29 protein-coding genes and 1 other annotated feature are annotated in these 24,572 nt (G+C 40.4%); of the genes, 20 read left to right on the top strand and 9 right to left on the bottom strand.

Features of this window, described 5'->3' with window-relative positions:
• Window positions 1-24: 24 nt before the first annotated feature.
• Together FFM67_RS09410 and FFM67_RS09405 are read right to left on the bottom strand one after the other, a co-directional pair.
• Complete coding sequence (locus FFM67_RS09410) at window positions 25-1,014, bottom strand: diacylglycerol/lipid kinase family protein (RefSeq protein WP_137614310.1); 990 nt, start codon at window positions 1,012-1,014, stop codon at window positions 25-27.
• 160 nt (window positions 1,015-1,174) lie between these two features.
• Window positions 1,175-1,483 (bottom strand): hypothetical protein, encoded by a 309-nt coding sequence (locus FFM67_RS09405; protein ID WP_246042970.1) that lies wholly within the window; start codon window positions 1,481-1,483, stop codon window positions 1,175-1,177.
• A 187-nt stretch (window positions 1,484-1,670) separates the two neighbouring features.
• On the opposite strand from FFM67_RS09405, the gene FFM67_RS09400 reads away from it, so the two are divergent.
• Window positions 1,671-2,171: a QueT transporter family protein gene (locus FFM67_RS09400; RefSeq protein WP_137614308.1), complete on the top strand. Its 501-nt coding sequence runs from the start codon at window positions 1,671-1,673 to the stop codon at window positions 2,169-2,171.
• Between the two features lie 38 nt (window positions 2,172-2,209).
• Here the strand turns inward: FFM67_RS09400 and cbpA are convergent, their stop codons facing one another.
• Window positions 2,210-2,851, bottom strand: a complete 642-nt coding sequence (gene cbpA, locus FFM67_RS09395) for a cyclic di-AMP binding protein CbpA (RefSeq protein WP_137614307.1) — start codon at window positions 2,849-2,851, stop codon at window positions 2,210-2,212.
• Window positions 2,852-3,094: 243 nt separating this feature from the next.
• Here cbpA and rpmG point away from each other — a divergent pair, with 243 nt between their 5' ends.
• From rpmG to efaA, 8 genes are all read left to right on the top strand, one after another.
• On the top strand, window positions 3,095-3,247 hold the full coding sequence (gene rpmG, locus FFM67_RS09390) for a 50S ribosomal protein L33 (RefSeq protein ID WP_071863206.1): 153 nt from the start codon (window positions 3,095-3,097) through the stop codon (window positions 3,245-3,247).
• Between the two features lie 11 nt (window positions 3,248-3,258).
• Window positions 3,259-3,429 (top strand): preprotein translocase subunit SecE, encoded by a 171-nt coding sequence (gene secE, locus FFM67_RS09385; RefSeq protein ID WP_137614306.1) that lies wholly within the window; start codon window positions 3,259-3,261, stop codon window positions 3,427-3,429.
• A gap of 96 nt (window positions 3,430-3,525) precedes the next feature.
• A complete protein-coding gene (gene nusG / locus FFM67_RS09380; RefSeq protein ID WP_071863235.1) occupies window positions 3,526-4,068 on the top strand; it encodes a transcription termination/antitermination protein NusG in 543 nt (180 codons plus the stop codon).
• 147 nt (window positions 4,069-4,215) lie between these two features.
• Complete coding sequence (locus FFM67_RS09375; protein WP_137614305.1) at window positions 4,216-5,073, top strand: alpha/beta fold hydrolase; 858 nt, start codon at window positions 4,216-4,218, stop codon at window positions 5,071-5,073.
• 75 nt (window positions 5,074-5,148) lie between these two features.
• Window positions 5,149-6,255: a lactate oxidase gene (locus FFM67_RS09370; RefSeq protein ID WP_137614304.1), complete on the top strand. Its 1,107-nt coding sequence runs from the start codon at window positions 5,149-5,151 to the stop codon at window positions 6,253-6,255.
• A 142-nt stretch (window positions 6,256-6,397) separates the two neighbouring features.
• Window positions 6,398-7,147 carry a metal ABC transporter ATP-binding protein gene (locus FFM67_RS09365; protein ID WP_137614303.1) on the top strand — a complete coding sequence of 250 codons (750 nt, stop codon included), beginning with the start codon at window positions 6,398-6,400 and terminating at the stop codon, window positions 7,145-7,147.
• A complete protein-coding gene (locus FFM67_RS09360; RefSeq protein WP_137614302.1) occupies window positions 7,137-7,991 on the top strand; it encodes a metal ABC transporter permease in 855 nt (284 codons plus the stop codon). The genes FFM67_RS09365 and FFM67_RS09360 overlap by 11 nt, the downstream gene beginning before the upstream one ends.
• Complete coding sequence (efaA, locus tag FFM67_RS09355; protein WP_137614301.1) at window positions 7,981-8,910, top strand: Mn/Fe ABC transporter substrate-binding lipoprotein EfaA; 930 nt, start codon at window positions 7,981-7,983, stop codon at window positions 8,908-8,910. Before FFM67_RS09360 ends, efaA begins: the two co-directional genes overlap by 11 nt.
• 48 nt (window positions 8,911-8,958) lie before the next feature.
• Here efaA and sdaAA read toward each other — a convergent pair whose 3' ends face one another.
• Both sdaAA and sdaAB read right to left on the bottom strand, forming a co-directional pair.
• The gene (gene sdaAA, locus FFM67_RS09350) at window positions 8,959-9,843 is read right to left on the bottom strand and encodes an L-serine ammonia-lyase, iron-sulfur-dependent, subunit alpha (protein WP_137614300.1); all 885 of its coding nucleotides are present in this window, start codon (window positions 9,841-9,843) and stop codon (window positions 8,959-8,961) included.
• 45 nt (window positions 9,844-9,888) lie between these two features.
• A complete protein-coding gene (gene sdaAB / locus FFM67_RS09345; protein ID WP_071863214.1) occupies window positions 9,889-10,563 on the bottom strand; it encodes an L-serine ammonia-lyase, iron-sulfur-dependent subunit beta in 675 nt (224 codons plus the stop codon).
• 297 nt (window positions 10,564-10,860) lie between these two features.
• On the opposite strand from sdaAB, the gene rplK reads away from it, so the two are divergent.
• The 4 genes from rplK to rplL all read left to right on the top strand — a co-directional run bounded on the left by rplK (window position 10,861) and on the right by rplL (window position 13,225).
• Entirely contained in the window at window positions 10,861-11,283 is a 423-nt protein-coding gene (rplK, locus tag FFM67_RS09340; protein WP_010781347.1) for a 50S ribosomal protein L11, read from the top strand.
• 103 nt (window positions 11,284-11,386) lie between these two features.
• Window positions 11,387-12,076, top strand: a complete 690-nt coding sequence (rplA, locus tag FFM67_RS09335) for a 50S ribosomal protein L1 (protein WP_071863215.1) — start codon at window positions 11,387-11,389, stop codon at window positions 12,074-12,076.
• 56 nt (window positions 12,077-12,132) lie between these two features.
• Window positions 12,133-12,259, top strand: a sequence feature (ribosomal protein L10 leader region).
• Window positions 12,260-12,303: 44 nt separating this feature from the next.
• Window positions 12,304-12,804 (top strand): 50S ribosomal protein L10, encoded by a 501-nt coding sequence (gene rplJ / locus FFM67_RS09330; protein WP_071863216.1) that lies wholly within the window; start codon window positions 12,304-12,306, stop codon window positions 12,802-12,804.
• Between the two features lie 52 nt (window positions 12,805-12,856).
• Entirely contained in the window at window positions 12,857-13,225 is a 369-nt protein-coding gene (gene rplL / locus FFM67_RS09325) for a 50S ribosomal protein L7/L12 (protein WP_071863217.1), read from the top strand.
• A 112-nt stretch (window positions 13,226-13,337) separates the two neighbouring features.
• Here the strand turns inward: rplL and FFM67_RS09320 are convergent, their stop codons facing one another.
• Window positions 13,338-13,976, bottom strand: a complete 639-nt coding sequence (locus FFM67_RS09320; protein ID WP_137614299.1) for a hypothetical protein — start codon at window positions 13,974-13,976, stop codon at window positions 13,338-13,340.
• Between the two features lie 190 nt (window positions 13,977-14,166).
• Here FFM67_RS09320 and FFM67_RS09315 point away from each other — a divergent pair, with 190 nt between their 5' ends.
• Both FFM67_RS09315 and FFM67_RS09310 read left to right on the top strand, forming a co-directional pair.
• Entirely contained in the window at window positions 14,167-14,568 is a 402-nt protein-coding gene (locus FFM67_RS09315) for an organic hydroperoxide resistance protein (protein WP_137614298.1), read from the top strand.
• Window positions 14,569-14,804: 236 nt separating this feature from the next.
• Window positions 14,805-15,458 (top strand): MIP/aquaporin family protein, encoded by a 654-nt coding sequence (locus FFM67_RS09310; RefSeq protein WP_371851585.1) that lies wholly within the window; start codon window positions 14,805-14,807, stop codon window positions 15,456-15,458.
• A 90-nt stretch (window positions 15,459-15,548) separates the two neighbouring features.
• On the opposite strand, the gene FFM67_RS09305 is transcribed toward FFM67_RS09310, so the two are convergent.
• Window positions 15,549-16,883 carry an amino acid permease gene (locus FFM67_RS09305; protein ID WP_137614296.1) on the bottom strand — a complete coding sequence of 445 codons (1,335 nt, stop codon included), beginning with the start codon at window positions 16,881-16,883 and terminating at the stop codon, window positions 15,549-15,551.
• Between the two features lie 456 nt (window positions 16,884-17,339).
• Between FFM67_RS09305 and FFM67_RS09300 the strand changes: the two genes are divergently transcribed.
• Entirely contained in the window at window positions 17,340-17,582 is a 243-nt protein-coding gene (locus tag FFM67_RS09300; RefSeq protein WP_071863221.1) for a GlsB/YeaQ/YmgE family stress response membrane protein, read from the top strand.
• A gap of 38 nt (window positions 17,583-17,620) precedes the next feature.
• Here FFM67_RS09300 and FFM67_RS09295 read toward each other — a convergent pair whose 3' ends face one another.
• On the bottom strand, window positions 17,621-18,562 hold the full coding sequence (locus FFM67_RS09295) for a 2-dehydropantoate 2-reductase (RefSeq protein WP_137614295.1): 942 nt from the start codon (window positions 18,560-18,562) through the stop codon (window positions 17,621-17,623).
• A gap of 191 nt (window positions 18,563-18,753) precedes the next feature.
• On the opposite strand from FFM67_RS09295, the gene FFM67_RS09290 reads away from it, so the two are divergent.
• From FFM67_RS09290 to FFM67_RS09280, 3 genes are all read left to right on the top strand, one after another.
• Entirely contained in the window at window positions 18,754-19,812 is a 1,059-nt protein-coding gene (locus FFM67_RS09290) for a DUF871 domain-containing protein (RefSeq protein WP_137614294.1), read from the top strand.
• Window positions 19,805-20,695: an N-acetylmuramic acid 6-phosphate etherase gene (gene murQ, locus FFM67_RS09285; protein WP_137614293.1), complete on the top strand. Its 891-nt coding sequence runs from the start codon at window positions 19,805-19,807 to the stop codon at window positions 20,693-20,695. The genes FFM67_RS09290 and murQ overlap by 8 nt, the downstream gene beginning before the upstream one ends.
• A gap of 94 nt (window positions 20,696-20,789) precedes the next feature.
• Window positions 20,790-22,745 carry a glucose PTS transporter subunit IIA gene (locus FFM67_RS09280; RefSeq protein WP_137614292.1) on the top strand — a complete coding sequence of 652 codons (1,956 nt, stop codon included), beginning with the start codon at window positions 20,790-20,792 and terminating at the stop codon, window positions 22,743-22,745.
• Window positions 22,746-22,834: 89 nt separating this feature from the next.
• Here FFM67_RS09280 and FFM67_RS09275 read toward each other — a convergent pair whose 3' ends face one another.
• The gene (locus FFM67_RS09275; protein ID WP_137614291.1) at window positions 22,835-23,686 is read right to left on the bottom strand and encodes a MurR/RpiR family transcriptional regulator; all 852 of its coding nucleotides are present in this window, start codon (window positions 23,684-23,686) and stop codon (window positions 22,835-22,837) included.
• A gap of 195 nt (window positions 23,687-23,881) precedes the next feature.
• Between FFM67_RS09275 and FFM67_RS09270 the strand changes: the two genes are divergently transcribed.
• Window positions 23,882-24,517: a VTT domain-containing protein gene (locus tag FFM67_RS09270; protein ID WP_137614290.1), complete on the top strand. Its 636-nt coding sequence runs from the start codon at window positions 23,882-23,884 to the stop codon at window positions 24,515-24,517.
• Window positions 24,518-24,572: the final 55 nt, after the last annotated feature.

Raw genomic sequence — 24,572 nt, 5'->3', positions numbered from 1 at the left:
AGGACGGAAAATAAATCCGAGGATTTATTTCTCCGTCCTTTTGTCTGCATACCAGATGTATTGAGTAGCGGTTGAAAAATTAATATCGAAAGAGCGCTCGCCCATATTTTCACCGTCGGCTTGTCCATGTTGTGGAACGACGGAGACGATTCGAATGCGGCTGCTGGTAAAATGTTTGTAGTGTTTATTTTCCGTGTGCTTTTTTCGTAGCAGCTGGATTAAAAAGCGTAGGATTGCAGGGAGATTGGGCTTTTCAACCACGACGAGATCAATCGTATCTTTTTTCGGGTCAGCCATTGGTGCGATTGCGATACCGCCGCCAAAATACGGAATATTGGTCGTTGTACATAAGAAGGTCCGTTCAAAGTTTAAGGACTGACCATTCAGCTCCACTAAAATCGGAAACGTCTTTTGCGTTAGGATCGCTTTGACTAAGTAAAGAGCATAGGAGGCGGAGCCTAAATGATATTTGTTCAAGACCTTTTTTGAAGTCGAAGCGTTGGTTGTTGCAACGATCAATGCATCTAAACCAATCCCGACATTATTCAAGACTAAACCAGACTCTTCTCGAATCTTTTCTTCATAGTGAAAGACGTTGATTGGTTGAGGCTGCAAAGCGGAAGTGATCTGTTCGAAGGCTTTCTCAGGATCCCGCGACAACCCGATGCCGCGAGCAAAATCATTTCCCGAACCCGCTGGGATATAGCTAACTGGCAGCTCTAGGCCCAAAGTGTAAAATTGATTGACCACTTCGTGCAAAGTACCATCGCCGCCAATCACTACTAGCAGATGGAAAGAATTATCAAGATGGTCCTCTTCACAAGTTTCAGACCAAGGACTTAATAGAGCACCTAAGCGTTCCACCAAAGCCCTTTCATCGCCAGGCTTTTCTGTATAATAAGGCGTATATGTATAGTTGCCATCATCTAATAGTTGGATGATTTTTTCGGCTTTTTTCCCACCGTTGCCACTACCAGCTGCGGGATTAATTAATAAATGATAATGAAATTTCATGTTCTCGATCCTTTCAGAAACTGATTATAACAGAGTGAAGGGCTGAACTGTATAAAATTGAATCATTTTATTCCTCTGAAGCCGTAAAATCCGGCTAAAAAATTCGTAAGAACACGAAAAATACCTGCTCCAACAGAGTAGGTATTTGTAGCATCATCCATTAGGATTGCTTCACTCGTTCGCTAAACCAAGTGATGACTTTCTTTTCATAATTTGAAGGGGAATATTCAGGTGAGATTTCTGTCTGTTGTGTTGCTTGCTCAATGGTGACCACTAATTTTCCCCAAAGATAGAGCACTTTTTTTTCTGGTGTATATTCGATCCGGTATTTTTCCACCAGGGGTGCTCGCGTACTGCAGCAACCATAATTGCCATCGGTCCAGCGAGCTTTAAGTATAGCAACCTTGTTTTGTTGTGCCTCTTCATATAATTGTTCGAGTTCATTATCAATTCCTAGCAAAGCAAACACCTCTCATTCATAAAAAATTCTTATATTTGAATTGTATCACCGAATGCTAGAAAGATTCAATTTTGCCGCCGTTCGTTTGGGAAGTAAGCTTTTTGAAAACTTGTTCTTCCGTGGAGTTGTGTTATAATACGCGAAGCGGTTCATCAACCATCCCGCTTTAAAAAAACTTGGAGAAAGAAGGATAAGAATGAATTTAGTAGAAAAGAAACGTGTCAATGTCGTTGTGACTAACGGAATCATCATGGCGTTATACTTAGCGTTGACGATTTTAGTCTCGCCAGTCGCATCAGGAGCGATCCAATTTCGTATTTCAGAAAGTCTGAACCATTTAGTCGTTTTCAACCGTAAATTTTTATGGGGGATTTTCGGTGGGGTCGTCGTGTATAATGCGATCTTTGGAATGGGTTGGCTCGATGTTGTTTTTGGCGGTGGACAAACCTTATTGGCACTATCTCTAACCGCCTTATTACAGAATGTCATTAAAAATACTAAAGTCCGTTTAGCCTTGAATGTTCTATTTTTTAGCGGAAGTATGTTTATGATTGCCTGGATGTTGAATTTAACGGCACAATTGCCTTTTTGGCCAACCTATGGCTGGACAGCTTTAAGTGAAGCAATCATTATGACAATTTCTGCGCCGATTATGTTTTATTTAGATAAACGGTTACACTTTAACACTCAAGTATAAAAAAATGACTGGGCCCAGATTGGGCTCAGTCATTTTTATTATTCATGCATAGATAAGGCTTCGACATCTTGAATTTCAAAATGTTTACGTTCTAAGTAGTCAATAATATGATTCAATTTATTTTCATCCACACCTGCTGGTAAGGTAAATAGGGTTCTGCGGCCTTTGAAATCTTTACCAACGTCAAGTGTAATACAGCTAGCGATGGGAGTGAATTTTGAGATAATTTTCGCCATGGTAGCGAGATCGCCTTGTTTGCCAGAAGTGACGACCGTCAAGACATAGCTTCCTGTTTGGATATTCCAAGATTGAGAAAGCATATTCAGCAATGTGCTGTGAGTCAAGATACCATAAAAATGATGGTTCTCGTCTAAGACAGTGATATAGGGCAATTCTTTTATCGTAAAAAAGATTTTAAAAAAAGAAGTGTCTAAAGAAATAAATTTTGTTGCATTTTTGAGCAAATGAGTGACTGGCAGACTCATGTCACCACCATTTGCTTTGTGCCGGTAAATGTGCATTTTATAAATATTGCCGCGGAAAATTTGATTGCTCTCATCAAGAATCGGTACACAACGAAACCCGGTACCTTCTAAAGTATCCAGTGCCTCTTGCAACGTGGTTGATTCATTAATGGTGGTCAAATTCTCTTTAGGATAAACAAGACTTTTTAATAACATCCAATAACCCTCCAATAAAGCGATTCATTCTTTCATTATATTATCATATTCTATCTGATAAAGAAATTCTTTCTCGAGGTCATTTGAATTCAGTGAAAAATAAATCTTGTAAAGGAAGATTGACAGAAAATTCGATAGATGATAATGTAAGCTTGTGACTTTATGGGGATATCAGCGATTATGACGCATGGTTATCCACCTTATTTTCAAAAAAACATTAACAAGAATTAGGAGTAGATCGCTATGGCAACAAAAAAAGCGGCTCTAGCCTGCACTGTTTGCGGGTCAAGAAATTACACGAAATCAGTCAGTGAAGGCAAACGCGGTGAGCGTTTAGAGATCAATAAATTTTGCAAGCATTGCAATCAGTATACAGTGCATAAAGAAACTAAGTAGGGGGATTTTAGATGAATTTTTTACGCAGTGTGAAAGAAGAGATGAAGCTTGTTTCATGGCCTTCTAAGAAACAATTACGTCATGATTCATTAGTCGTTATCGAAACGGCGATCATCTTTGCTTTAATGTTTTTCATTATGGATACGGCCATTCAAGCATTGATTAATTTGATCATTCGCTAGTAGCCAATTCAAAAAAAGCATGTTATACTATTTGAGAGAAAAAACCTTGGGAGTACTGAGGTTTTTTTATTTTAGAACGAGGAGCCGATGGCGAAAATGGAATCTTTTGAAAAACAATGGTATGTGTTACATACTTATTCCGGCTATGAAAACAAAGTGAAGGCAAACTTAGAATCACGTGCCCAAAGTATGCGGATGGAGGACTATATTTTCCGAGTAGTCGTTCCTGAAGAGACAGAAACAGAAGTTAAAGGCGGCAAGGAAAAGGAAATCGTCCACAAAACTTTCCCAGGTTATGTGTTAGTTGAAATGGTCATGACCGATGATTCTTGGTATGTTGTTCGTAATACACCAGGTGTAACAGGCTTTGTTGGCTCACACGGTGCCGGAAGCAAACCAGCGCCATTGATGCCAGAGGAAATCAATCATATTTTACGCTCAATCGGTATGAGCACACGACAAAATGATCTTGAAGTTGAACTTGGCGAAACCGTAAAAATCATCGAAGGTGCTTTCGCTGGTCTTGAAGGGGTCATCACTGAAATTGATGATGAACGTGCGAAAGTGAAAGCCAACATCGATATGTTTGGTCGGGAAACAAGTACGGAATTAGATTTCGATCAAATCGACAAAATTTAACATGTTTAGCTGAGGCTTTTGTCTCAGCTTTTTTTATTGTAAAAGTTTTTCTAAAGCAGCTCGTTTTAGTTGAACTATCTGATTCGAGTCAGTATGCTGAATGGGCTATTAAAAGAGAATTTTTACTATGGAAACGGAGGTAGTGAGATGAAAAAAAATTTTCTATTTCTACTAGGGTTCATGGCGCTAATAACGCTCGCAGCCTGCGGAAATAAAACAGCTGAGGATACAACAAAGACACAGACAACTACGAGTAAAGCACAACCAACGAATCCTAAAAGTGACGTGCCAACAGTCTTTATCCATGGCTATGGTGGTACGATCAATTCTTTTGGTGGAATGATCCAGCGTTTGACAACTGACGGAAAGACGAAAAAAGAAGTGCTTATTACAGTCCAGCCTGATGGCACGCTGCAGGTGGATGGTGAACTAAGTAAGCGAAAAGACAATCCTAGTATTCAAGTATTATTTGTGGCCAACAAAGACAATGAATGGAACCAAACAGAATGGATCTATGGTGTTTTGAAGTATTTGAAGCAGCAAGGAGTCGATCAGGTAAATCTAGTTGGTCACTCAATGGGGGGAGTCAGCTCATTACGCTACTTAACGACATACGGCCAACCAAACGATGCGCCAACGATCAAAAAATTTGTTTCGATCGGCGCGCCTTTCAATGATTTTACAGATACTGCCAATGAACAGTCAGTCGATGAGCTGTTGCAAAATGGCCCGAGCGAACTAGCTAGCCGTTATGTTGATTATCGCGATGGTGTTGGAAATGTCCCGAGTCGGGTACCGATCTTGCTGTTAGCTGGAAAATTGAAGGAGCAAGCTACTTCTGATGGAACTGTACCACTGAATAGCGCCTTAGCGACCTATTCTTTATTGAAGGCCCATGGCAATCCAATCGAGTATCAGATTTTTACAGGAGCCAATGCGCAGCACAGCCAACTCCATGAAAATCGTCAAGTGGATCAAGCAGTCGCTAACTTTTTATGGAAGTAGGAGACAAATCACTTGCTTACTTTTTGTAAGAGTATTATGATAACCCATGTAATCGAAAGAAAGAAGGACTTTATCATGGCTTATCAAACAAGTAACGAAGAACATCCAGTTGAAATCGTAAATATCGCCTCATTAGAAGGACGCGTTAAAGAACGTATGGACAAAGGTGCGTTTGGCTATATTCGCGGCGGATCAGAAGACGAATGGACAATGAAAGAAAATACTTCTTCATTTAATAATAAAACAATTATGCCTCGTGTATTACGTGGTGTAGATCATGCGAACCTAAGCACAAAACTTTGGGATATCGAATTAGCAACACCAATTATCCAAGCACCATCTGCAGCTCAAGGTTTGGCTCACGAAAAAGGTGAAGCAGATACCGCAAAAGGTGTTGCCGAATCTGGTTCAATCTTTTCAATCAGTACTTATGCAAATACAACTGTGGAAGATGCGGCTGCCGCTGCACCTGAAGCACCACAATTTTTCCAAATCTACATGAGTAAAGATGACGGCTTCAACGAATTTATTCTAGAAAAAGCTGTTAAAGCTGGAGCAAAAGCAATTATCTTAACGGCTGATTCAACCTTAGGCGGTTACCGTGAAGAAGATATCGTGAATAATTTCCAATTTCCACTTCCAATGCCAAACTTAGCTGCTTACAGCGAACAAAGTGCAAGTGGTGACGGTGAAGGAAAAGGAATCGCTGAAATTTATGCAGCAGCCAAACAAGGACTCGTTCCAGAGGATATCAAAAAGATCAAAGATTTAACAAATTTACCTGTTCTTGTTAAGGGAATTCAATCACCAGAAGACGCTGAGGTTGCTATTGCAGCTGGTGCTGATGGGATTTGGATCTCAAATCACGGCGGTCGTCAATTAGATGGCGGACCTGCATCATTTGATGTTTTACCGTTAATTGCAGATGTCGTGAATAAACGTGTACCAATTATTTTTGATAGCGGCGTTCGTCGTGGCGAACATGTCTTCAAAGCTTTAGCTAGCGGAGCAGATTTAGTAGCGATTGGTCGTCCAGTCATTTATGGATTGAATCTTGGTGGCGCAGCCGGCGTGAAATCAGTCTTTGATCATTTGAACAAAGAACTTTCTATCACGATGCAGCTTGCGGGAACAAGAACCATTGAAGAAGTAAAAAATACAAAATTAAATGATGCAAAATAGTTTTTAACGAATAACATAAAGCTTCCACAAGAAATGTTTCTTGTGGAAGCTTTTTTTTCATTTTCCTTGCGCACGCTTTCTTTTTAGTTTATCATTATTAAAAAAGTTAGGTAAACCTAAAAAAAGAAAAGTGGGATGTTAAATGGAGACGATTCTAGTAAAAGATTTGACCGTTGCCTACCGCGGAAAAATTGCTCTAAAAAAAATCAATGTCCGATTATCGCCAGGTAAATTAACCGGTATCGTCGGACCAAATGGTGCGGGAAAATCAACGTTGATGAAAGGTATTTTGGAGTTGGTTCCGATACAATCAGGAACGATCTTGTATGGAGCGGACAAACTAAAAAAGCAGCGAAAAAAAATTGCTTACGTGGAACAAAGACAAGATATTGATCTGAGTTTCCCAATTGATGTTTTTGGTGTCGTTCTATTTGGAACCTATCCTCATTTAAAACGATTTCAACGACCAGGGAAAAAGGAGAAAGCCTTCGCCTCAGAATGTTTAGCAAAAGTTGGCTTGTCGGAATTTGCTGAGCGTCAAATCAGCGAGTTATCTGGTGGGCAGTTACAGCGTGTCTTCATTGCGCGGGCATTAGCACAGCAAGCGGAATGGATTTTGTTAGATGAGCCCTTTGCGGGGATTGATGCGACGAGCGAGAAAATCATTATCGAACTATTGAAAGAACTGAGGGATGAAGGGAAATCGATCGTAATCGTGCATCATGATTTACACAAAGTAACAGATTACTTTGACGAGGTGATCTTGCTAAACAAAGGACTGATTGCTTCGGGACCAGTGAATCAGACGTATACAACGAAAAATATGGAGAAAACTTATGGGTCTGAAATTACCCAAATGTTGCAGTTGGGAGGTGTCGAACGTGCTTCATGAGTTTATTCAAGGCTTGACGAATTATCAATTTTTACAAAATGCATTGATTACGTCAATCATGGTGGGAATTTCCGCCGGAGTGATCGGTTCATTTATCATCTTGCGAGGAATGTCCTTGATGGGCGACGCAATCTCCCATGCGATTTTACCTGGTGTTGCGATCTCGTATATGCTAGGCAGCAGTTACATTATCGGAGCTACCTTTTTTGGGATTGTCTCAGCGGGGTTAATCGGATTCGTTGGCAAGCATAGTCGCTTGAAAAACGATACGGCAATCGGAATTGTTTTTAGTTCCTTCTTTGCGTTAGGAATTATTTTGATTTCCTTTGCCCGTAGTGCGACGGATTTGTATCACATTTTGTTTGGGAATGTTTTGGCCGTTCGCGATTCGGATATGTATTTAACCGCTATTGTAATGGTGATTGTGGTACTAGCGGTCTTACTATTTTATAAGCAGTTGAAATTAACTTCCTTTGCTCCGACAATGGCGCAGTCTTATGGCTGGAATATTAGCTTGATTAATTATGGACTGATGTTCTTACTGACATTAGTCGCAGTCACTTCTTTACAAACTGTTGGAACAATCCTCGTCATTGCCATGTTGATTACACCGGCGGCTACCGCCTATCAATTGACCAATAAACTTTCCGTGATGGTAGGATTATCAACGTTATTCGGGGTACTGAGTGCAATCATCGGGTTATATTTTAGTTATAGTTATAATTTGCCTTCTGGTGCGACGATTGTTATGGCAGCAGCGATCTTTTTCATTGCTGCTTTCCTATTTTCGCCTACCAAGGGCTTGATTCAACAACTAAGAAAGGAGCAATTAAATGAAGCATAAAAAAATAATTTTTGCCGGGATTTTAAGCCTGTTGTTATTAGCAGGCTGTGGGACAAAGGATGAAGAACGCTCAGCGTCAGACGATTCTAAAAAGACAAGCGTAGTTGCAACAAATTCGATCATTGCAGATATGGTCAAAGAAGTGGGGGCTGGTCAAGTCAGTGTCAAAAGTCTTGTACCAGTTGGAACGGACCCTCATGAGTATGAACCTTTGCCTGAAGACATCAAGCAGGCTAGTGAAGCAGACGTTGTCTTTTATAATGGGCTCAATTTAGAAACGGGAAACGGTTGGTTTAATAAATTGATGGAAACAGCGGATAAGAAAGAAAACGAGGACTACTTTGCGGTCAGCAAGGAAGTTGAACCAATTCACTTAACCGGTAATACGAAGCAAGAAGATCCCCACGCTTGGTTGAATATTTCCAATGGAATCTTGTATGTTAAAGAAATCCAGCACGTGTTAAGTGAAAAAGATCCAGAGAATAAAGAAAGCTATCAAAAAAATGCGGACGCTTATATTAAACAGTTAGAAGAACTGGATACCACGGCAAAGGATGCGTTTGCCGACATTCCAAATGAGAAAAAATTGTTGGTTACCAGCGAAGGTGCGTTCAAATATTTTTCTAAGGCCTATGATTTAACTGCTGCTTATATTTGGGAGATCAATACAGAAAGTCAAGGAACGCCGGAACAAATGAAACAGGTAGTCGAAAAAGTTCGTGCGTCGAAGGTACCATCACTATTTGTTGAAACGAGTGTGGATAAACGAAGTATGGAACGACTTTCAAAAGAGGTTAATCTGCCGATTTATAGTGAGTTGTATACTGATTCGTTGGCAAAAAAAGGGGCACCAGGGGATAGTTATTACAAGATGATGAAGTGGAATCTGGAGAAGATCCATGAGGGTTTGATGGAATAAACAAAGACAGCTGAAAGTTCAGCTGTCTTTTTACGTTTGTTATCTTATTTAGACGGTTGCTTTTTCTGGTTCACCAAAGACTTGACGTTTTAAGCGTAAGCCAGTAGGAGTTGTTGCTACGCCACCTTCAGCGGTTTCTTTAAAGATCTGAGGCATCGCGCGGCCTACTTTGTACATAGCTTCCACGACTTCATCTGGTGGAATGACACTGCGAATACCGGCAAGCGCCATATCGGCTGAGATGAAGGCTTGAGAAGCGCCCATCGCATTCCGTTTGACACAAGGAACCTCAACTAAGCCAGCTACTGGATCACAGATTAAGCCCATTACATTTTTTAAAGTGATCGCTAAGGCGTTTGAAGCCATCTCCGGTGTGCCGCCATTCGCGGTGACTAAAGCAGCCGCAGACATTGCACTAGCTGAACCGACTTCGGCTTGACAACCGCCTTCAGCACCTGAGATAGACGCATTATTAGCCATTACTAAACCAAATGCACCCGCTGTAAATAGAAAATCGAGTTGTTCTTCATGACTTAATTCTAATTTTTCCCGAGCCGCCATTAAGACCCCAGGCAAAACACCGGCACTACCAGCAGTTGGCGTCGCGCAGACCAAGCCCATTTTTGCATTGACTTCGTTGACGGCGATCCCGTTACGTACAGCCTTTAAGATTGTTTCGCCGCTCATAAATTTGCCGCTTTCGATGTAGTCGTTCATTCGTTTCGCGTCGCCGCCAGTGATCTTCGTTACCGAAGTCACGCCTTCGATGCCTTCTTCAATCGAACTTTCCATTACTTCTAAATTGCGTTCCATCAACGCAATAATTTCTTCCCGCGTACGATCTGTTAATTCCATTTCAGTCGCGATCATTAATTCGCCAACTGTTGGATAATCCTTCGCTTGTTCGACAAGTTCTTGGATTGTATAAAACATGACAATTCCTCCAATCTATAATATAAAAATACGTTCATAGTCGTTCTATTTGAAATAAGTCACACTCAAGACATCGTCTTCACACTTGATTTCCTGTCTCAATCCTTCTGGATCGTCTGGCGTATCATCGATTTCTAATAGTACGATGCCGTTTTCTCCCCGAGTTTTGCGAGTCATCGTTACTTTCCCGATGTTCAAGCCATGCTTCATGAAAATAGTCGAAACACGTGAAAGTAAACCAGGGACGTCTTTATTAATAATGATATAGGTTGGATTGCCCATGCCTAATGAGATGCTGTAGCCGTTCATTTCTGTAATTTGGATATTTCCACCGCCGATGGAAACACCTGTGATAGACATCTCAAGATCGCCTTTGATCATGCGCAAGGTCACTGTGTTAGGGTGATCGGCAATTTCTTTTTTAGGAACAAATAAAACTTCCATCCCTTGTTCGTGAGCGATTTTCAATGAATCGGATAAACGAGGGTCATCTGGGTCCATCCCTAAAATACCACCGACTAAAGCAATGTCGGTCCCATGACCGCGGTACGTTTTAGCAAAAGATTCAAACAAGTCAAACTCAACTGAATCTGGTCGTTCACCAAAAATCATACGGCAAACTTTTCCGATTCGCGCTGCACCCGCTGTATGCGAGCTGCTTGGGCCCACCATTACTGGACCAATAATGTCAAAAACACTTCGATATTTTAAAACTTCCATTATTTTAAACCTCCCTAATCTATCCGATGAAAATCCTCATCAATTCGATCATAGTGTAACATATACGCTTTCTGAAAAAAGTAAGATTAACAATTTATTTTGTTATTCTCATAGTAGTTAAAGAGATTGTGAAGTATTTTATTATTGTCAGAATTTTTAGTTTGAAAATCATTTCATCTTGCATTTGGAAAGAAACTCTGATATGATACCAAAGTGTGTTTTGTTCACACGGTTTTAGTGGGAGGAGAAATTTTGATCTCCAATTAACCACATCACGGACCCAAGGAGGTATGTCTCGTGGCAAAGAAAGTAGAAAAATTAGTTAAACTGCAAATTCCTGCAGGGAAAGCAACTCCAGCTCCCCCAGTAGGTCCTGCACTAGGTCAAGCCGGTATCAACATCATGGGATTCACTAAAGAATTCAATGCTCGTACAGCTGATCAAGCAGGTTTAATCATCCCAGTTGTGATCTCTGTATATGAAGACCGTTCATTTACATTCATCACAAAAACACCACCAGCTGCAGTATTATTGAAAAAAGCTGCTAACGTGGAAAAAGGTTCAGGCGAACCAAACAAAACTAAAGTTGCAAAAGTTACTAGCGATCAAGTAAAAGAAATCGCTGAGTTGAAAATGCAAGACCTAAACGCTGCTAACGTTGAGTCAGCAATGCGCATGGTTGAAGGAACTGCACGAAGCATGGGAATCACTGTCGAATAAGTTTCGACACCCCAAGAAAGTAGCTTCTCAGTTGGCTCCCTATCTAAAGATACGGAACACGTGGGAGGTTCTACCGTTATAACCACATCAAGGAGGAAACAAAATGGCTAAAAAGAGCAAAAAAATGCAAGATGCATTAAAAAAAGTTGATGCAACAAAAGCTTACCCAGTTGCGGAAGCAGTAGCATTAGCAAAAGAAATTAACTTCGCAAAATTTGACGCAACGGTTGAAGTTGCTTACAAATTAAGCGTTGACCCTAAAAAAGCAGACCAACAAATCCGTGGAGCAGTTGTGCTTCCAAACGGAACTGGTAAAACACAAACTGTTTTAGTATTCGCTAAAGGCGAAAAAGCAAAAGAAGCAGAAGCTGCTGGCGCTGATTTCGTTGGCGACGACGACATGGTTGCAAAAATCCAAGGTGGATGGTTCGACTTTGACGTTGTTGTAGCGACACCTGACATGATGGCTACAGTTGGTAAATTAGGCCGTGTGCTTGGACCAAAAGGTTTAATGCCTAACCCTAAAACTGGTACTGTAACGATGGATGTTACAAAAGCGGTTGAAGAAGTTAAAGCTGGTAAAGTAACTTACCGTGTTGATAAAGCTGGTAACGTTCATGTGCCAATCGGTAAAGTATCATTCGACGATGCTAAATTGGTTGAAAACTTTAACACAATCAACGAAACTTTAGTAAAAGCAAAACCTGCAACTGCTAAAGGTCAATACATCAAAAACATTTCAATGACTACAACATTTGGACCTGGTATCCATGTTGAACAAACTGCTATCTAAATTTATTTTAGAATAGTGCTTGACTTGACTAACTTATCTATGGTAAGTTAGTCAAGGTTAATTTATTAACTGTACCGAAGACAGTAGGTGACGCAAGTCTTAATTTCCTACCGAGGACGTTTATTGAGAACATTCAATAGTCCCTCTATGTCTACGGTGGCATAGGGTATTTTTTTGCTTCGCGCGAAAAAATTCTCTTCCATCAAAATCAGGAGGTGAAATATATAATGAGTGAAGTAGCAATCGCTAAAAAAGCCGCTATTGTTGAAGAAGTCACTGAAAAATTCAGCGCAGCAGCTTCAGCCGTTATCGTTGACTACCGTGGTCTTACTGTAGAACAAGTGACTGAACTACGTAAACAATTACGTGACGCTAACGTTGAAATGAAAGTTATCAAAAATTCTATCTTGGTTCGTGCCGCTGAAAAAGCTGGCTTGAACGGATTAGAAGAAGTATTCTCAGGACCTACTGCTGTTGCATTTAGTAATGAGGATGTAGTTGCTCCAGCTAAAATTATCGACGAGTTCGCTAAAACAGCTGACAAATTAGAAATCAAAGGCGGTATCATTGAAGGAAAAGTAGCTTCTATCGAAGAAATTACTGCTCTTGCAAAACTACCGAACCGCGATGGACTTCTTTCTATGCTATTATCTGTTCTTCAAGCGCCAGTCCGCAACGTGGCTTACGCTGTGAAAGCAGTCGCAGAAAAAGAAGACGAAGTAGCTTAATCGCTGCTTAACATAAAAAAATAAAAACTTACCTAAACGGAGGAAACTTAAAATGGCATTAAACATTGAAAACATTGTTGAAGAGCTTAAAGGCGCAACAATCTTAGAATTAAACGACTTAGTTAAAGCTATCGAAGACGAATTTGGCGTAACTGCTGCTGCTCCTGTAGCTGCTGCTGGTGCTGCTGCTGGACCTGCTGCTGAAGAACAAACAGAATTTACTGTTGAATTAACAGCTGTCGGCGACCAAAAAGTTAAAGTTATCAAAGCAGTTCGTGAAGCAACTGGCTTAGGCTTGAAAGAAGCTAAAGCTGTAGTTGATGGCGCTCCTGCACCAGTTAAAGAAGATGTGTCTAAAGACGACGCTGAAGCATTAAAAGCTGCTTTAGAAGAAGTTGGCGCAACAGTAACAGTAAAATAATCATTTCTGATTATTTAAACGGAGATCTGATTTCAGATCTCCGTTTTTTTGTCTTACATTCTCAAAATAAAAAAGCCAAACAGCAAGTTGCTTGGCTTAATGATACATATCTTTACTGTAAGACTTCGATCATGACATCTTGCTGATCCTCAGGAACATTTCCCGCATAATTAGGCGTAGCTAAGGATAGTCCCCCTTGCTTATTGTGGAAGAGATACAATTCGTCCGTTTGGTGATTCGAAATAGTCGGACCGGAAATCTGACTGCCGATCACAAGCTGCGTGCTTACTTGAACAGTTCGAATGTCATGGTTGTTAGCGGAGAATACCCGAATTGTTTTGACGGGAACATTTTTCATCGAGAAGGCATAGACGGTTGCTTGGCTCGTTCCGCCATCGAACGTTAGTTGGTTGGAATTTGTATTGATATTGATAGAATCGGGAACGTTCATGCCGGTAAAGTAAAAGGTTGCATAACCACCGAATTCATTTTGGGATACCGTATCAGTTACTTGCTCTTGACTTGAATCACTAGTACTAGACGGGGCGGTGCTAACGGGTTCTTCTGCAGTTGTTTGACTGATCGTATCAGATGTTTCCGAAGTAGTTACACTCGTAGTTTCTGACGTAACGATCGTTGAGGAGACAGAGTTTGACTGTTTTGAGTTATTAGTTGAATGGCCAGGTGAGTCCTGTTTGCATCCGGTCAATAGAAGGGATGCCATGATGCAGGCAAAAATAATTTTTTTCATGAGTAATCACTCCCTTATACATTTATACATAGTATATCAAAAAAATATAATTGTAGTTATTTTCACAATCGTTTGTTACACCTTTAGCTTGTCCTTTTTTGTGGATTCTGGTCCTGTGAGCAGTTTCATTGAAATCTCCACCGAAACGGCCTACACTTATAATCAGTAAGTAGGAAAGGAATGAGAATTTTTGAAGAAAATGTATGAGACAGCTATGATTAATCATGGTGGACGTAATGGGGATGTGCAGGCACCAAATGGCAGTATGAAAATGAAGATTGAGCCACCTTCAATTCATTCAGAGGGGACGAATCCTGAGCAATTATTTGCGGCTGGCTATGCTTCTTGTTTCAATGGTGCGGTGCATCATATGCTGAAAGAACATAATATTGAGTCGGATGCTGAAGTCAAAGCTCGTGTTTCTTTATACCAATTAGATGACGGTGGCTATCAAATCGGCGTTATCCTTGAAACATCATTACCGGGTGTGGAAAAGGAAGAAGCCCAGAAGATTGTTGAAGAAGCGCACGAATTTTGTCCTTATTCAAAAGCAACTCGCGGCAATATCGATGTTGAAGTAGAATTGGTCTAGTTACTAGTACCCTTGAAATAAAATAGATGCTCTTCTTTCATTTTCTTTCACCAGGAGTGGAAAGAAATGAAAGAAGAGTTTTTTTTGAGTTTCTATAACGATCTTTATTTAAAAAAATATTTCTTGCAAATAATAAAAAGAAGAGAAAAATAAGAGGGATAAGCTATCACTTTACAAAAAAGGGCTATTTAAATAGAATGAATATTCAAATAATTATTGAAGGAAGTTGGATGAAAATGAAGAAATATGTAGCAGAATTTCTAGGTACCTTTATGCTAGTTTTTCTAGGAACTGGTACAGTAGTTATTGCTAAAGGGGGCACTTTAACAATTGGTTTAGCCTTTGGTTTGGCAATTACGATTATGGCTTATGCCGTAGGCGGTATTTCTGGTGGGAACTTTAACCCAGGTGTCTCAGTTGCTATGATGATTAATAAACGTTTATCAGTTAAGGATGGCATTTTTTACATTATCGCTCAAGCGTTAGGTTCAATTGTTGCTTCAGCAATTTTATCTGTTTATATTCATGCATTAAAATTACCTAGCGATGGTTTTGGACAAAATGATTTTCCTAACATTAGTGCAGCACAAGCCTTTGGTGTTGAAACATTGGTCACTTTCCTATTTGTTTTTGTTATCTTGATGGTAACAAGCACTAAATATGGGAATGCGACAATGGCTCCAGTAGCTATCGGTATTACTTTAGCTTTCTTAATCATTGTTACCTTGAACTTAACAGGCGGATCATTGAATGCGGCACGTAGCTTAGGCCCTGCGATTTTTGCTGGTGGCACTGCGTTGTCTCATTATTGGGTTTACTTGCTTGCACCAACTTTAGGTGCAGCAATCGCAGCCTTTGTTGCGAAATTCATGGGTAGTGAAGAAAAATAGGTTCCTTTTTAAGATGGTCGTTCAGACCGTCTTTTTGTTTGCCTAAAAAAGGTCCATTGCAATCAATCTAGGATTGCAATGGACCTTTTTTTAAATATGTTCGGAAATTGTATCGACTTGTTTCTTTCGATAGCTTAAGAAAATCACTAAATAGATACCTGCGGTGAAGAGTGTGACACCGATAGGGTTATTCATTAAAATACCAATGAAAATTAATCCTAAGACAACAATCACTAAGCCGCTGAAGAAACGCTCGACGAAACTTCCTTTTTTCAAGGCTAAAACAAAGGCTGCAATACTAATCAGCATCCAAGTCAATAGGACAGAGTAAGACAATGAGCCGACTAAGTAGTTAAAGAGTTTGTTACCTAAGAAATAAGACAAGATGACGCCTAGATACAGAGTACCTGTACAAAATAGCACGGCTCGTTGTGGGACCTGATGCTTATTCAGAGCCGCTAGTTTTGAAGTAAATCCTGTATTTTCTTTGACTCTAAAATACAAGGTCCGTGAAGAGGCGTATACACCGGAATTAATTGAAGAAAATAGCGCTAGAACAATAACAAAGTTTACAATATCTGTTGCAAAAGGAATGTTCATTTTTTCAAAAACCATAACGAAAGGGCTCACGTTGGTGCTGGCTAATGTGTCCCAGCGGTAAATAATCAGTAAAAGAATCATTGGAATAATATAGAAGGAGATAATCCGGCCCATGACTCCTTTGATTGCTTTAGGAATCGCAGTCTTAGGATCTTCTGCTTCACTGACAGTAATGGCAATCAATTCTGAGCCACCGTAAGAATAAATTACAACTAATAGTGAATTAACTAATCCATTAAGTCCATGAGGGGTGAAGCCGCCATGACTGTTCATGCGAGAAATCGTAGCGGTAAAACCAATATTAAAGATTTCATGACCAACAAGATAGACACCAAAAGCGATTAAAATCATGATTACGGCAATTTTGATAAAAGCTAACCAGTATTCAGTTTCGGCAAATAAACGTACCGAATACAAGTTGATCAGTGTAGTAAGCAGTGCCAGAATCAAAACAAAGATCCACGATGGCACGTGAGGAAACCACAACTGCATAAAGCTAGCGGCTGCCACCGCTTCAGCAATGATATTGACCATCCATAAGGACCAATACAGCCAGTCGATAAAATCGGCTGTACGTTCACCGAGAAACGGTTTAATGATTCCGGATAGGCCTTGAACATTGTCGCTGTCTAAGACCAACCGACCTAATCCATTCATAACGATAAATAGGACTAAACCGCCTAAAAGGAAAGCGAGGATAACGGAGGGTCCGGCGATCCCGATCGCTTCGCCACTGCCTTTAAACAAGCCTGCGCCAATCGCTCCTCCTAGTGCCAACATCATAATATGCCGAGAAGTCATTTGTTTTTGTAATTTATTTTCCATAAAGAACCTCATTTCTAAATAGCAAGAATAGTTTGTAGATTTGAAATATTCTGATAATTATTTGTTAATAATACCAAAATATTCTGACAATTCAATCTTGCTGAAAATTTTATCATCCCATTTACACCGTTTAGTTATTATTCTCTATTGATTGTTATTTTTTATTAAAAAAACCGGTATAATTGAACATTTGATTGTGCTGATCTAATCCGTGTAAAATGGGAACGTAGAAGACTAAAAAAAGAACCTGAGTCAAAAAGTTTGCTTTTCAAAAAATTCTTTAGATAAGAAATTTCTGAAAATCGTTTTGAAAATACTGTATTACCGCTGAAATAAGCTTTTTTTCGTTGTAATCTTGTTATAACGAGGTCATTTTCGAGCAGAATAATAGGAAAAAGAACGATTCATTAGTAGCATAATAATGTAATTATCTTATATAGAAAGAGGGAGAAAAGAATGGGTTTATTATGGAGTTTAATCATTGGTGCAGTTATTGGTGCAATTGCCGGTGCAATTACAAAAAAAGGCGGATCAATGGGCTGGATTGCTAACATCGTTGCTGGTTTAGTCGGTTCTGCACTTGGTCAAGCATTACTTGGCTCATGGGGGCCTAGCCTAGCTGGTATGGCACTAGTTCCTTCTATTATTGGTGCTGTGATTGTTGTTGCAGTCGTTTCATTTTTTATTGGAAGAAAATAGCAATTATTAAAAATAAAAAAAGCGCCTAGGCGCTTTTTTTATTTTGCTTTAAGTAATTCTTCCTTTCCATGGATCAATTGGGTCAAGAAGGCACAATAAGGAGTATGAATTCCAGCTAGTTGTCCTTTTTTCCACACGGCCCCATTGATATAATCGATTTCCGTTTTCCGTTGATTGCGAATCAAATCTTGATACATCGAAGGAAAGTGCAATCCCTGTGTTTTTGGGTCATACGTAGCTTCGATAGCATCAATCATTTCTGTGTGATCTAAATGGATCCTCTCTGCTTCTGCCACGGCCACAAATTCTGCAACGAGTGCTTCAATTATTTCTCTGGCGACAGTCAATGAACCAAATTCTGCAATATTACAATCTAAAATCGTACATAAGCCGTTCAAAGTTCCATTGATACAGGCTTTTTTCCAAATAGAATAGCGGACATTTTGACTATAAATAGGATTAAGTTGTGCCTTTTGAAAGACTTCTAATACTTCTAGGGTGAAGGCCTTGCCACTTGGAGCTAAATTTTCCATTTCAATACTGCCAGATCCGGCTAACTTCGCGTGCCCTGGTCCTGCTAAGCCGGCGGTCCAAGTCGTTGTTCCAAAAATAATATTTTCCTCCGGTACGAATTTTGCTAGTGTTTCTTCATGTCCTAATCCATTCAATAAACAAAAGACAAAGGTTTTGCTACCAATAATTGGCTGAATGTCATGGAACATTTGCTCCAGCTGCATCGATTTTGTCAATGCTACGATCAAATCGACTGTTTCGTGTTCTTCAATGATTTCTTCCGGCGAATAAATCGGAAGTTGCGCCACGATTTTTCGATCATCAAAATCTCCAATTAATCCGTTTTTACGGATGGCTTCAATATGTTCAGGCCAGCGATCAATTAAGAGAACTTCATTTCCGGCTTCGTGAAGCATTAAGCCAATCCGACTCCCCATCGCGCCTGCTCCAGCTATTGCAATTCTCATTCTTTTTTCCCCTTTCAACTACCGTATTAGTATAGCTAAAAACCTCTTAAAAAAAGAGTATTCTGCTTGCAAAAGAAACAATTTTTCATATAAAAAATAAAATAAATGAAATTATGTTGCAAAAACACCTCGTAGCGTTTATAATCGGTGCATAAAGTTGAAATGGTTTTCATTGATAAAGGAGGAGTCACATGTTTGGATTTTCTATTTTCTTAAATGAAGATGTCTCCATAGAAACACGGGACGCGATTGAACTGATGGCGCAACATGGGTTCTCTGGAATATTTACTTCATTACATATTCCAGAAGATGACGCAAAACAATACCGCCAACGATTGACTGATCTTGGAAAAATCGCGCAAGCCTATCAGCTTGAGTTAATGGTCGATATTTCTGGGTCAGCATTAAATCAAGCGGGGTTTTCATTTGATCGTATCGATGAATTGAAAGCTTTAGGCGTTACCGGATTGCGGATGGATTATCACATCAGCAATCAGCAGATTGCTTTACTTTCTCATGAAATCGCTATCGCATTGAATGCCTCGACGATCACTGAAACAGATATTCAAGAATTGAAGGATGCAGGTGCCCAGTTTGGAAGGCTTGAGGCGTGGCATAATTATTATCCGCGACCTGAAACAGGCCTTGATGCAGATTGGTATTGCAAAAAAAATCAGTGGTTAAAAGCGAATGGTTTTACAATTCAAGGCTTTGTACCAGGCGATGAAAAATTACGGGGGCCACTTTATCGTGGGTTACCAACATTAGAAGCGCATCGTGGGCTTCACCCATTGGCAGCGGCAATCGATTTACTTCAAGATACGGATCGCGTGTACATTGGCGATAGCGGCTTATCGACGGAAGTCTTGGAACAGTTTGCTGTTTATATAGAAGAGAAGATATTGAAATTACACGTAATACCTTTAGATTCGCAGTTTGCGTTTGTATCTGGTGACCATACCAACCGTCAAGACGAAGCACGAGATGTTATTCGCAGCGCGGATGCGCGCTTCAGAAAAATCCCGCAGGTCACACCCTTACCGCTAACCGAACGGGCAGTTGGAGCTGTCACTATTGATAATGCGGATTATTTACGCTATATGGGAGAGATCCAAGTCGTGAAACGACCATTAGAGGCTGATCCGAAAGTCAATGTTGTCGGGCAAGTAATTGAAAAAGATCTGCCATTGATTCAACAGATCAAGGCGGGGCAAAAATTTAGTTTAGAGAGTGTGGAAAAGAATGATTAATTTAGAAAACTTAACAACAGAACGTCGAAACGAAACAACCTTTGGTTTAGATGAAATGAGTGTGGCCCAAGCGGTTTACTTGATGAATCAAGAGGATCACAAGGTTCCTGATGCAGTAGCGGATCAATTACCGCAGATCGAAAAAGTAATTGAAGCGACGATTGCGGCATTTAAAAAAGGCGGACGCTTGATTTATATGGGTGCGGGTACAAGTGGGCGCTTAGGAGTCTTAGATGCAGCCGAATGTGTACCAACCTTTGGAGTTGAACCAGAAATGGTGGTAGGTTTAATCGCTGGCGGAGAACAAGCGATGACTGTTGCTGTTGAAGGCGCAGAGGATGACGCGGAGCTTGGCGCACAAGATTTAAAGGATTTACACTTAACAGAAAATGACATGGTGATTGGAATCGCTGCTAGTGGACGGACGCCTTACGTTATCGGTGGTTTAGACTACGCCCGTTCTATTGGTGCAGCCACAGGAACGATTGCTTGTAATAAAGGTGCGGTGATCAGTCAGCATGCGGAAATGCCAATCGAAGTAGATTGTGGACCGGAATTTTTAACTGGCTCGACTCGTTTGAAATCTGGTACGGCGCAAAAGTTAATCTTAAATATGATTTCAACCATCAGCATGATCGGGATCGGAAAAGTGTACAACAATTTGATGGTGGATGTAAAACCGACCAATGAAAAACTAGTGGAACGTTCAAAACGGATTATCATGCAAGCGACCGAAGCGGATTATGAAACAGCGGCCCGCTACTTTGAAGAAGCGGAACAAAATGTTAAACTAGCGATCGTGATGATTCTGACCGATAGCACGAAAGACGAAGCAGCGGAAAAACTAATCCAAGCAGATGGATTTGTTAAAAAAGCAATTTAAACAAGTATTCAACTAAGAGAGGTATTTGCTCTGTTAGTTGAATAAAAATAAATACTGAAAACGAATACAATATGATAGATAGGGAGAGAGTAAAATGGCAAAAGAAGAATTAACCTTGAATCAAATTGCTAAAGAGATTTACGAGGGTGCCGGTGGAATGGACAACGTTCAAAGTGTAGTTCACTGTATGACCCGTGTTCGGATGAGTGTGCGTGACGATGAAAAAGTGGATCAAGCAAAATTAAAGGCGATCCCAGGTGTACTAGGAGTCGTGGATGATGAACAATTACAAGTCATCATCGGTCCAGGGAAAGTCAATAAAGTAGCAAAAGAAATGGTAGATATTGCTGGTGTTGGCCTTGGTGAAGAACTGCCGCACAGTTCTGGTAAAGACAAAGTCAATGCAAAAGCGGCAGAAATGAAAGCAGCCCAAAAAGCGAAGCAAAAAAATTCTCCCTTTAAAGCTCTCTTAAAAGATATTTCGAATATTTTTGTACCAATGATCCCAGCTTTTGTTGGATCAGGATTAATCGCAGGGATTGCAGCGATCTTAACCAACTTAGTGACAGCAGGCACTCTAGATGCGGGGACTTGGCAACAGTTTATCGACGTGATGAACATCATGAAAAATGGGATGTTTAGCTACTTAGTCATCTTTACCGGTGTGAATGCTGCGCAAGTATTCGGTGCGAACCCAACCCTTGGTGGGGTTATCGGTGCGGTGGTTACCTTGACTGGGATGAATCCGGAAGCACCGTTGACGAACTTATTTACGGGGGATCCATTAGCTGCTGGTCAAGGTGGGATCCTTGGCGTGATCTTCGCGGTTTGGTTATTGTCAATTGTTGAAAAGAAATTGCATCAAATTGTACCAGACGCGGTTGATATTATTATTACACCGATGCTTTCTTTATTAGTGATTGGTTTGCTAGAAATTTTCTTGATCATGCCATTAGCTGGTTTTGTCTCTAACGGTATGGTTGGAGGAATCAACTGGGTCTTAGCAGTTGGTGGTGCCTTCTCTGGTTTTGTGTTAGGTGCATTATTCTTACCAATGGTTATGTTCGGTTTACATCAGATCTTGACCCCAATTCATATTCAAATGATTAACGAAACAGGTAAAACAATGTTATTGCCAATCCTAGCGATGGCCGGTGCGGGTCAAGTCGGTGCGGCATTCGCTCTTTGGATTAAATTACGTAAAGACAAAGAACTGACTGAAATGATCAAAGGTGCGTTGCCAGTTGGGATTTTAGGGATCGGCGAGCCATTGATCTACGGCGTAACGTTACCTTTAGGTCGGCCATTTATTACCGCATGTATCGGCGGCGGGATCGGTGGTGCTGTGATCGGTGCTATCGGTGGTGTCGGTGCGATTGCGATTGGCCCTTCCGGAGCTGCATTGATTCCATTAATTGCGAACGGTCGTTGGTGGGGGTATGTTTTAGGGCTACTTGCAGCATATGCAGGTGGTTTTGTGGCTACTTATTTCTTTGGAATTCCTAAAGATAAATTAGCTGAGCAAAAACTGGCAGAAGAAACAGTTGTTGAACCAGCTATGACGACAGTAGAACCAGTTACTACGGCGCATGCGACCGAAGTCTTTTCAGCAGTTGCCAAAGGTGCGGTTCATCCATTGGAAGAAGCAGCGGATCCTGTTTTTGCTGAAAAAATGATGGGTGAAGGTTACTTTATCGAACCAACTGACGGAGCGATCTATGCGCCTGTTCGTGGAAAAGTCAGCACGATTTTTCCAACGAAACATGCGATTGGGATTACAACTGAGAGTGGGATGGAAGTCTTGTTGCATATGGGAATCAATACGGTTGAGCTCGATGGCAAGCCTTTTGATATCATGGTTAATGAAGGACAGACAGTTACAACGGAGACAGAAGTGGCTAAGGTTGATTTAGACGCGATTAAAGCAGCTGGAAAGGGCACTTCGATGATGGTCTTAATCACTAATATGAATGAGATCGCGACTCACGTGTTAGAAAAAACGGGTCCAGTTTTAGCTTCTGAAGAAGTTTTCAAAGCGACAACCAAATAGAAGTCAAAAAGAGCGATGCCACCTGTTGGCATTGCTCTTTTATAAACCGAAACAAAGGGTCTGACTGTGATGGTCAGACCCTTTGTTTCTTAAAAATATTTTTTTCGGTATTCTTGAACGATGGCACGAGTGCTATAGATTTTTTCCGCATTTTCTTTGTTACGGCTGATATAGACATAAAACAATAAATCGACAGTGATAAATTGCGCTAAAATCGAATCGGTCGCAGCACTTCGATAAGTCGCTTCAGTCGGTCGAGAAGTTTGCAAACAGACGTCAGAAAGCTTGGCTAAAGGATTTTGACCAAATTGAGTCAAGGTAATGACGGGAATACCTAAGTCTTTAGCTGTTTCAGCCAAAGCAATCAGTTCAGACGTTAACCCGGAATTAGAAATCAGCCAAATGACCGCTTCTTTTTCGTGGAGAACCAGTTGTGGCAAAATGGTATTGTAATCTGGTTCGCTAATGATATTTTTTCCTAAGCGGCTCCACTTTTGAACAATATCCATTGCAGCTAAGTTTGAGGCTCCAATGCCTAAGACATAACAAAATTTTTTTTCCTCTAGTAATTTGCATGCTTCAATAAACTCTTTTTCGTTGAAGAGAGCGGTCGTTTCATCAATTGTGAAGCGAGCATTGCTAGCTAATTTGTTTTTTAAGTTGTGAAAGGGCTCATCGTGATCGACATCGCTGTATGTATTGTTGTTGCGTTCTTGGATCGTTTCTGCAGAAAGTTCGATCTTAAGATCTGTCAGGCTGTGATAGCCCATTTTTTTAGAGAATCGCACAACAGTAGGGGCGCTAGTACCTGCGGCCTCGGCAATCTCATTAGCAGTCATGCCAGCTGCTTTTTCACTGTTTTCACGAATGAAGAAATAAATTTTTTTTTCAGCAGCGGACATTTCCAGCTGCATACTTTTCATGTGAGAAAGAACACTCATAAGCTACTCCTATTTTTTATTGTAAAATCGACTAATTAATATCTAGAAAATCAGTGAATAGATATCGTAGACTTCTTCTTTATTATACCATTTAATCAAGAAAATTATTTTTTTCTATAAGAACTTCCTCTAGGCTTTCCTTTTTTTTGAAAAGTCGTATGATTGAAGAGAATCTTTTCTAAAGGAGTTTATTAAATGGCGTTGATTGATTTTATTTTACACATTGATGCCCATATGGTGTCATTGGTTCACCAATATGGCGTAGGGATTTATCCAATTTTATTCGGGATCGTTTTTATTGAAACAGGGGTGGTTATTTTTCCCTTCTTGCCGGGGGATTCCTTTTTATTCGCGGCGGGAGCCTTGACTGCGCTAGGCGGAAATGTCTTGCATTTGCCGTATGTGATTGGGATCTGTGTGATTGCCGCAATCTTAGGTGATATGATGAATTATTGGATTGGGCATACGCTAGGCGTTAAGGCCTTATATCATAGTCCTATTTCCCGTTTTATTAAAGAAGATAAGGTTCGTGAAGCAGAGAACTTTTTCAATGAGCGAGGCAAATGGACGATTTTCTTAGGACGCTTTATGCCTTTTGTTCGGACCTTTATTCCTTTTATCGCCGGTTCTAGTAAAATGAACTGGGGTCTTTTTTCCAGCTTCAATGTTTTCGGCGCCATTGTCTGGGGAAGCGTTGTGAGTTTGGCGGGTTATTTCTTAGGAAATATTCCGATTGTCAGTGACCATTTTTCGTTGATTATGCTAATGATTGTTTTCATTTCTTTAGTACCGATCATGATTCCTTACATCCTGCATTCCCGAATTGTGTAACGATAATCACTCGAAAAACCGCTGTAACGCTTGATATATAGCGGTTTTTTTGTAG

This window comes from Enterococcus viikkiensis, assembly GCF_005405345.1.
Lineage (GTDB): Bacteria > Bacillota > Bacilli > Lactobacillales > Enterococcaceae > Enterococcus_A > Enterococcus_A viikkiensis.
The sequence above is the reverse complement of the archived record's forward strand: the minus strand, read 5'-3'. Positions and strand labels throughout refer to the sequence as shown.

Coding starts and splice junctions, on each gene's coding strand:
- FFM67_RS09410 (WP_137614310.1), bottom strand. CDS start 1,014: ATGAAATTTCATTATCATTTATTAATTAATCCCGCAGCTGGTAGTGGC.
- FFM67_RS09400 (WP_137614308.1), top strand. CDS start 1,671: ATGAATTTAGTAGAAAAGAAACGTGTCAATGTCGTTGTGACTAACGGA.
- cbpA (WP_137614307.1), bottom strand. CDS start 2,851: ATGTTATTAAAAAGTCTTGTTTATCCTAAAGAGAATTTGACCACCATT.
- rpmG (WP_071863206.1), top strand. CDS start 3,095: ATGGCAACAAAAAAAGCGGCTCTAGCCTGCACTGTTTGCGGGTCAAGA.
- secE (WP_137614306.1), top strand. CDS start 3,259: ATGAATTTTTTACGCAGTGTGAAAGAAGAGATGAAGCTTGTTTCATGG.
- nusG (WP_071863235.1), top strand. CDS start 3,526: ATGGAATCTTTTGAAAAACAATGGTATGTGTTACATACTTATTCCGGC.
- FFM67_RS09375 (WP_137614305.1), top strand. CDS start 4,216: ATGAAAAAAAATTTTCTATTTCTACTAGGGTTCATGGCGCTAATAACG.
- FFM67_RS09370 (WP_137614304.1), top strand. CDS start 5,149: ATGGCTTATCAAACAAGTAACGAAGAACATCCAGTTGAAATCGTAAAT.
- FFM67_RS09365 (WP_137614303.1), top strand. CDS start 6,398: ATGGAGACGATTCTAGTAAAAGATTTGACCGTTGCCTACCGCGGAAAA.
- efaA (WP_137614301.1), top strand. CDS start 7,981: ATGAAGCATAAAAAAATAATTTTTGCCGGGATTTTAAGCCTGTTGTTA.
- sdaAA (WP_137614300.1), bottom strand. CDS start 9,843: ATGTTTTATACAATCCAAGAACTTGTCGAACAAGCGAAGGATTATCCA.
- sdaAB (WP_071863214.1), bottom strand. CDS start 10,563: ATGGAAGTTTTAAAATATCGAAGTGTTTTTGACATTATTGGTCCAGTA.
- rplA (WP_071863215.1), top strand. CDS start 11,387: ATGGCTAAAAAGAGCAAAAAAATGCAAGATGCATTAAAAAAAGTTGAT.
- rplJ (WP_071863216.1), top strand. CDS start 12,304: ATGAGTGAAGTAGCAATCGCTAAAAAAGCCGCTATTGTTGAAGAAGTC.
- rplL (WP_071863217.1), top strand. CDS start 12,857: ATGGCATTAAACATTGAAAACATTGTTGAAGAGCTTAAAGGCGCAACA.
- FFM67_RS09320 (WP_137614299.1), bottom strand. CDS start 13,976: ATGAAAAAAATTATTTTTGCCTGCATCATGGCATCCCTTCTATTGACC.
- FFM67_RS09310 (WP_371851585.1), top strand. CDS start 14,805: ATGAAGAAATATGTAGCAGAATTTCTAGGTACCTTTATGCTAGTTTTT.
- FFM67_RS09305 (WP_137614296.1), bottom strand. CDS start 16,883: ATGGAAAATAAATTACAAAAACAAATGACTTCTCGGCATATTATGATG.
- FFM67_RS09300 (WP_071863221.1), top strand. CDS start 17,340: ATGGGTTTATTATGGAGTTTAATCATTGGTGCAGTTATTGGTGCAATT.
- FFM67_RS09295 (WP_137614295.1), bottom strand. CDS start 18,562: ATGAGAATTGCAATAGCTGGAGCAGGCGCGATGGGGAGTCGGATTGGC.
- FFM67_RS09290 (WP_137614294.1), top strand. CDS start 18,754: ATGTTTGGATTTTCTATTTTCTTAAATGAAGATGTCTCCATAGAAACA.
- murQ (WP_137614293.1), top strand. CDS start 19,805: ATGATTAATTTAGAAAACTTAACAACAGAACGTCGAAACGAAACAACC.
- FFM67_RS09280 (WP_137614292.1), top strand. CDS start 20,790: ATGGCAAAAGAAGAATTAACCTTGAATCAAATTGCTAAAGAGATTTAC.
- FFM67_RS09275 (WP_137614291.1), bottom strand. CDS start 23,686: ATGAGTGTTCTTTCTCACATGAAAAGTATGCAGCTGGAAATGTCCGCT.
- FFM67_RS09270 (WP_137614290.1), top strand. CDS start 23,882: ATGGCGTTGATTGATTTTATTTTACACATTGATGCCCATATGGTGTCA.